The sequence below is a fragment of the Burkholderia sp. BCC1977 genome, from assembly GCF_905339595.1.
Taxonomy (GTDB): Bacteria; Pseudomonadota; Gammaproteobacteria; order Burkholderiales; family Burkholderiaceae; genus Burkholderia.
In genome coordinates, this window is the sequence record NZ_CAJPGQ010000096.1 from 1 (window position 1) to 5139 (window position 5139).

A 5139-nucleotide genomic window follows, 5' to 3' on the forward strand; every position below is an offset into this window, starting at 1 on the left:
GGCCAACCCTCTCGTCTGCGCTTTGTTTTCTGGCAGGCCGAAATTTACGAGGCCGACCGGAACGCGCAGCCAACTGACGCAAGCCCATTAGGTACGGCTGCGCTAGCGTTTGAGGATAAATCGTTCGCCAGCGTCGTGGCGGACACTCTTTTCATTCGGATCAGCCATGCTCAACGAACGCGACATTGCATTCTTCTTATACGAACTCCTGGACACGGAGAGTCTTCTCAAGCGCGAGTGCTACCAGGACCATTCCCGCGAGGTTTTCGACGCCACGATTAATTCGGCACGCGAAATTGCTAAAAGGTATTTACTCAATCATTATCAAAAGGGCGACGCCAACGAGCCAACGCTTGATGGCGACGGGGTCCGACTGATCCCAGAAACGAAAATTGCGTGGGACGTGATGCGCGACGCGGGCTTTCTGAGGGCTCGTGCAAGCGCCGAGGAAGGTGGCATGCAACTGCCGGAAGTCGTCGTCAGAGCGATGATGGGCCACTTTCTCGCAGCCAACGCGGGTAGTTGCGGCTACTACTTTCTGACACTCGGCGTCATCGAATTGATCCGCAGCTTTGGCACCGAGGACCAGAAGCACCAGTATCTCGACCGGCTGATGGACGGCGACTTTACCGGTACGATGGCGCTTACCGAGCCGGGCCAGGGATCTGCGTTGGCAGACATTCGAACCCGGGCGGAGGCACAGCCGGACGGCACCTATCGCATCTTTGGACAAAAGATGTTCATCAGTGCCGGCGAGCACGATTTGACTGAGAACATCGTGCACATGGTGCTCGCGAAAACGCGGAATTCAGGGCCGGGCGTCAAGGGCATCTCCCTCTTTCTCGTCCCGAAGTATCTGTTAAACGACGATGGCACGCTTGGTGCGCGCAACGATGTCGCTCTGGCTGGCCTCCTGCACAAGATGGGAGCCCGTAACGCGTCCTCGACCGTGCTGAGTTTTGGTGAGAATGGTGGCGCTGTAGGTTACCTCGTGGGCCGGGAGGGACAGGGCCTGGCCTGTATGTTCCAGATGATGAACGAGGCTCGCATCGGCGTCGGACTTGGCGCCGCCGCCATGGCAAGCATGGGCCTGCAGCATTCTCTTTCCTACGCGCGCCAGCGGCCGCAAGGACGGTTGCCATCCAATCGTGATCCTGCCACGCGTCAGGTTCTATTGGTCGAGCATGCCGACGTGCGGCGTATGCTGCTGGCGCAAAAGGCCTATGCCGAAGGCGCTTTGGCGCTATGCTTCTATGCCAGTTCCCTGTTCGAAGACGAGCGCACACACCCTGATCCGGAGGAGCGCCACCACGCCGGACAGTTGCTCTCGCTGCTGACGCCGATTGTGAAGTCGTGGCCGTCCAAGTATGGCTGCCATTCCAACGATATGGCAATCCAGGTGTTGGGAGGGTCCGGCTATATCCGAGAGTTCCCCGTAGAACAGTTCTATCGAGATCAGCGCCTCAATCCGATTCACGAGGGTACGGAAGGAATTCACGGTCTCGATCTGCTGGGCCGAAAGGTTAGCGGCAAAGGCGGCGCGGCCGCGCTCGCTATGCTTCGCGAGAAAGTGGAAGCCGTGGTCCTAGAGGCCGAAAATGATTCCTCGCTGGCCGACTTGGCGAAAGCGGTCAGCGTCGCATTTTCTGACTTGGCGACAACCACTGAAACGCTGTTGCCTATGCTAGCGCGAGACCCAGACCGCGGGCTTGCCAACGCGACGCTCTACCTCGACTGCTTCGGACGCGTCGTTGTCGCGTGGCTGTGGCTTTGGCAGGCGCTCGCGGCCGCCCGGCGCCTCGCCACCTCGCAGCACGAAGACAATCGCAACTACTACATGGGCAAGCTCCAGGCTGCGCGTTACTACATCGAATGGGACCTCCCGCAAATCGCGCCAACAACCAAGTTGCTTCGCGAAATCAACATGGTTCCCTTCGATATGCGCAATGAGTGGTTTTAGTCCTTTCCGCTACAGTGCTTTGCCGCGCGCATTGCGGTGTCGTTCGTCGTTGCAATAGTACGGCGTGATCGAACAAATGCGACAGGACTATCCCGTGCCGCCGATGTGCCGCGTGCTGGGTGTATCGGTGAGCGGCTACTATGCGTGGCGCAAGCGCGATCCGTCCGAAAGAACGCAGCAGGAGCCTCGCCTGGAAGCGGAGGTACTTGCGGCACATCAGCGAACTCGGGAAAGCTTTGGGCCCGAGTGCCTGAAGCAACATCTCGATGAACGTGGCGTGCGAATCGGCGTGCACCGGATCAGGCGGCTGCGCAAAAAACTGGGACTGAGCTGCAAGCAGAAACGCCGGTTCAAGGCCACGACGAATTCGAAGCACGACTTGCCTGTCGCGCCGAATTTGTTGAGCCAGGATTTCTCAGTGACCGCGCCCAATCAGGCCTGGTGCGGCGACATCACGTACAGTACGCCCAGCCAGCGTAGCCCGCCCGTACGGAGGTGAAGCTGCTTGAGCATGTTTGGAATGCAGGACTCCGGAGGAGTTGACGTTGCAGTGCCGGAGCATGCCCTTCCTCTGCTGCGAGAGGAAGTGAGCCGAAGCGGCGGTGACTTGCCGACACTGGCAAGGTGACGTAGTCCGTGGGAAACGGGGCTTGCGGCGAAGCGGTTACGCCAAGATGGGCCTCCAGGCTGAGCGTGGGACGGTTGAGGAACACGAACCTGTTAAACCGCATCTGAGGGTTGAAGTGTCACCCCTGCCCACACCGCTTTACGGGCAGGTGCGAACTGCCGCTGGTCACACGTATGGCTCGGCGGCACGAATGCTGACTGGACATGTATGCCGGACAGCAAGGAATCACGGGGGGCGCGCAGCTAGACCGGGATGTTCGCGACGACTTGCGGCAAGCAAGGATAAAGACTGCGACAGGCAACCTCGCCCATGCGTTGAGTCCAGCATGTGAACTGGGGAAGGTCTGCACGGATGCCAAGGGAGTGTGTCCCCGATGACGTGCAGGCTGGCGGAGCCTCCGTAGTAGTCTGAGGTCGGGAAAGCCGGCCACATGGCAAGGGGAGGCAGTTGAAGTGGTTTGCTGGGTTGATTAACTGACCGCAATGAGGTGAAGACCTTTGATAATCAGCGAAATGCAAAGCAAACTGGCGACGTGGTCGGCGGAGAACAAAGAACGCAAGTTCGATCGACTCCTGAGACTGATTGCCGACAGGGATTGGCTGAGTGAAGCGGCTCGCATTACGCTGGCATCCAGCGGAGCCCGCACACCGGGCGTGGACGGGATCGACAAGCGCATGATGGAAGCGAATCTCCAACATGAACTGGCGACGATACGTGAAGAGCTGTTGGCGGGCTCGTATAGTCCGCTGCCTGCACGACGCGGTACATACCGAAAGCGAACGGCAAGCTCAGGCCGCTCGGCATTCCGAGCCTGCAGGATCGGATCGTGCAACGGGCCATGCTGATGGCGATGGAACCGATATGGGAGAGCGATTTCCATCCGGTTTCATATGGCTTCAGACCTGCCCGTAGCGTACATCACGCGATTCGCACGGTGAAGCTTCAGTTGCAGGACAGTGGTGAACAAAGTGTCGCCGGACGCTGGGTCATCGAGGGAGACCTCACCAGCTACTTCGACACCGTTCATCGTCGTTTGCTGCTGAAGGGAATCCGCAAGCGGGTTGCCGATCAGCGCTTCCTTGCCCTGCTCTGGAAGTTCGTCAAAGCGGGCTGTGTTGATCGTGATCTGTTTCGTGCTGCGAGCGAAGGCGTTCCTCAAGGCGGCGTCATCTCGCCGCTGCTGTCCAACATCATGTGCACGAATTCGATACGTGGATGGAAAGGAACTACCTGAACAAGAAGGTGCGGAAAGATCGGTGGGCGTGGAACTTCGCGATTCTCAAGCAGCGTCCGATTACTGTGCGAGAAAACCGGCAATGGAAACCAGCAGTGTCCTACTGTCGGTACGCGGATGACTTTGTGATCGTGGTCAAGGGGACTCGCGAACATGCCGAGGCAGTACGCGAAGCATGCCGTGGATTCCTCGAAGGAGAACTGAAGCTCACGCTGAATATGGAAAAGACCCATATCACGCATGTGAACGACGGCTTCGTCTTCCTCGGTCATCGCATCATCCGCAAGCGTGGATCACGTGGTCGCATGCGGCCGGTAACGACGATTCCATGGGAGAAGTATCGGGGCTTTGCCGGGAGACTGGTCAAGCAACTGTCGGGCAATTACGGCATGAACCGGATGGACTTGATGGCAAGCCTGAACCGGCAGATCGCCGGCTGGGCCGCCTTCTACCAATACACCGACTTCACGGCCACCATGTTTAGAAAACTAGACCGCACGGTCTTCTGGAAACTTGGATACTGGCTCGCGCGCAGGTATCGGCGCGGGTTCAGATCGCTGATGCGCGATTACATCCGGGCACCGGAGCCGGGACAGGCTGCGACATGAGTGCTGCAGGGCCAAGACAGTCGAGGTTGGTATGGGACGGTGGCGCTTCGGCGCCTGGTCACCAGTCGGAAAGGCCAATTTAGGTGGCGTTCGCCATCGGAAAATCCGTACATTCTGCGCGATGAGACACGCAACACCATCGAATCGCGCTATGCCGATGTCGCCTTTGCTATGAGCAACGCTTGAACGGAGAGCCGGATGCGCTGAGAGGTGCAAGTCCGGTTCGGGGAGGAGAGGCAGGGAAATAGTTCGACTACGCCCTGTCTCTTACTCCACTTCCGATGGCGCGAGGCTTCGTGTACCTGACGGCGGTAGTGGATTGGTCGAGTCGCAAGGTGCTCTCGCACCGGGTGGCGATCACGCTGGAAGCGGTGCACGCCGTCGAGGCGCTCGAGGAAGCGTTCGCGCGCTACGGGCAGCCCGACATTGTGAACACCGATCAGGGTAGTCAGTTCACGGCGAACGCGTTCACGCAAGCCGTATTGGGCCGAGGCATCCGGCTGTCGATGGACGGCAAGGGAAGCTGGCGCGACAACGTGTTCGTCGAACGGGGGGGCGAAGCATCAAGTACGAAGAGGTCTACCTGAAAGCGTACGAGTCGGTCAGCCATGCCCGGCGCTCCATCGGCGAGTACATCAACTTGTACAACCGGAAACGGCCCCATTCGAGCCTGGCGGATCAGACGCCGGATGAGGCATACTTCGCGACG

1 protein-coding gene and 3 pseudogenes are annotated in these 5139 nt (G+C 59.0%); all 4 read left to right on the top strand.

Features of this window, described 5'->3' with window-relative positions; genetic code table 11:
- Positions 1-166 precede the first annotated feature (166 nt).
- Entirely contained in the window at positions 167-1960 is a 1794-nt protein-coding gene (locus tag U5771_RS34595) for an acyl-CoA dehydrogenase (protein ID WP_322028100.1), read from the top strand.
- 58 nt (positions 1961-2018) lie between these two features.
- A pseudogene (locus tag U5771_RS34600) lies at positions 2019-2420 on the top strand (IS3 family transposase); the annotation flags it as partial.
- Between the two features lie 665 nt (positions 2421-3085).
- Positions 3086-4616, top strand: a pseudogene (gene ltrA, locus U5771_RS34605) (group II intron reverse transcriptase/maturase).
- A 68-nt stretch (positions 4617-4684) separates the two neighbouring features.
- Positions 4685-5139, top strand: a pseudogene (locus U5771_RS34610) (transposase); the annotation flags it as partial.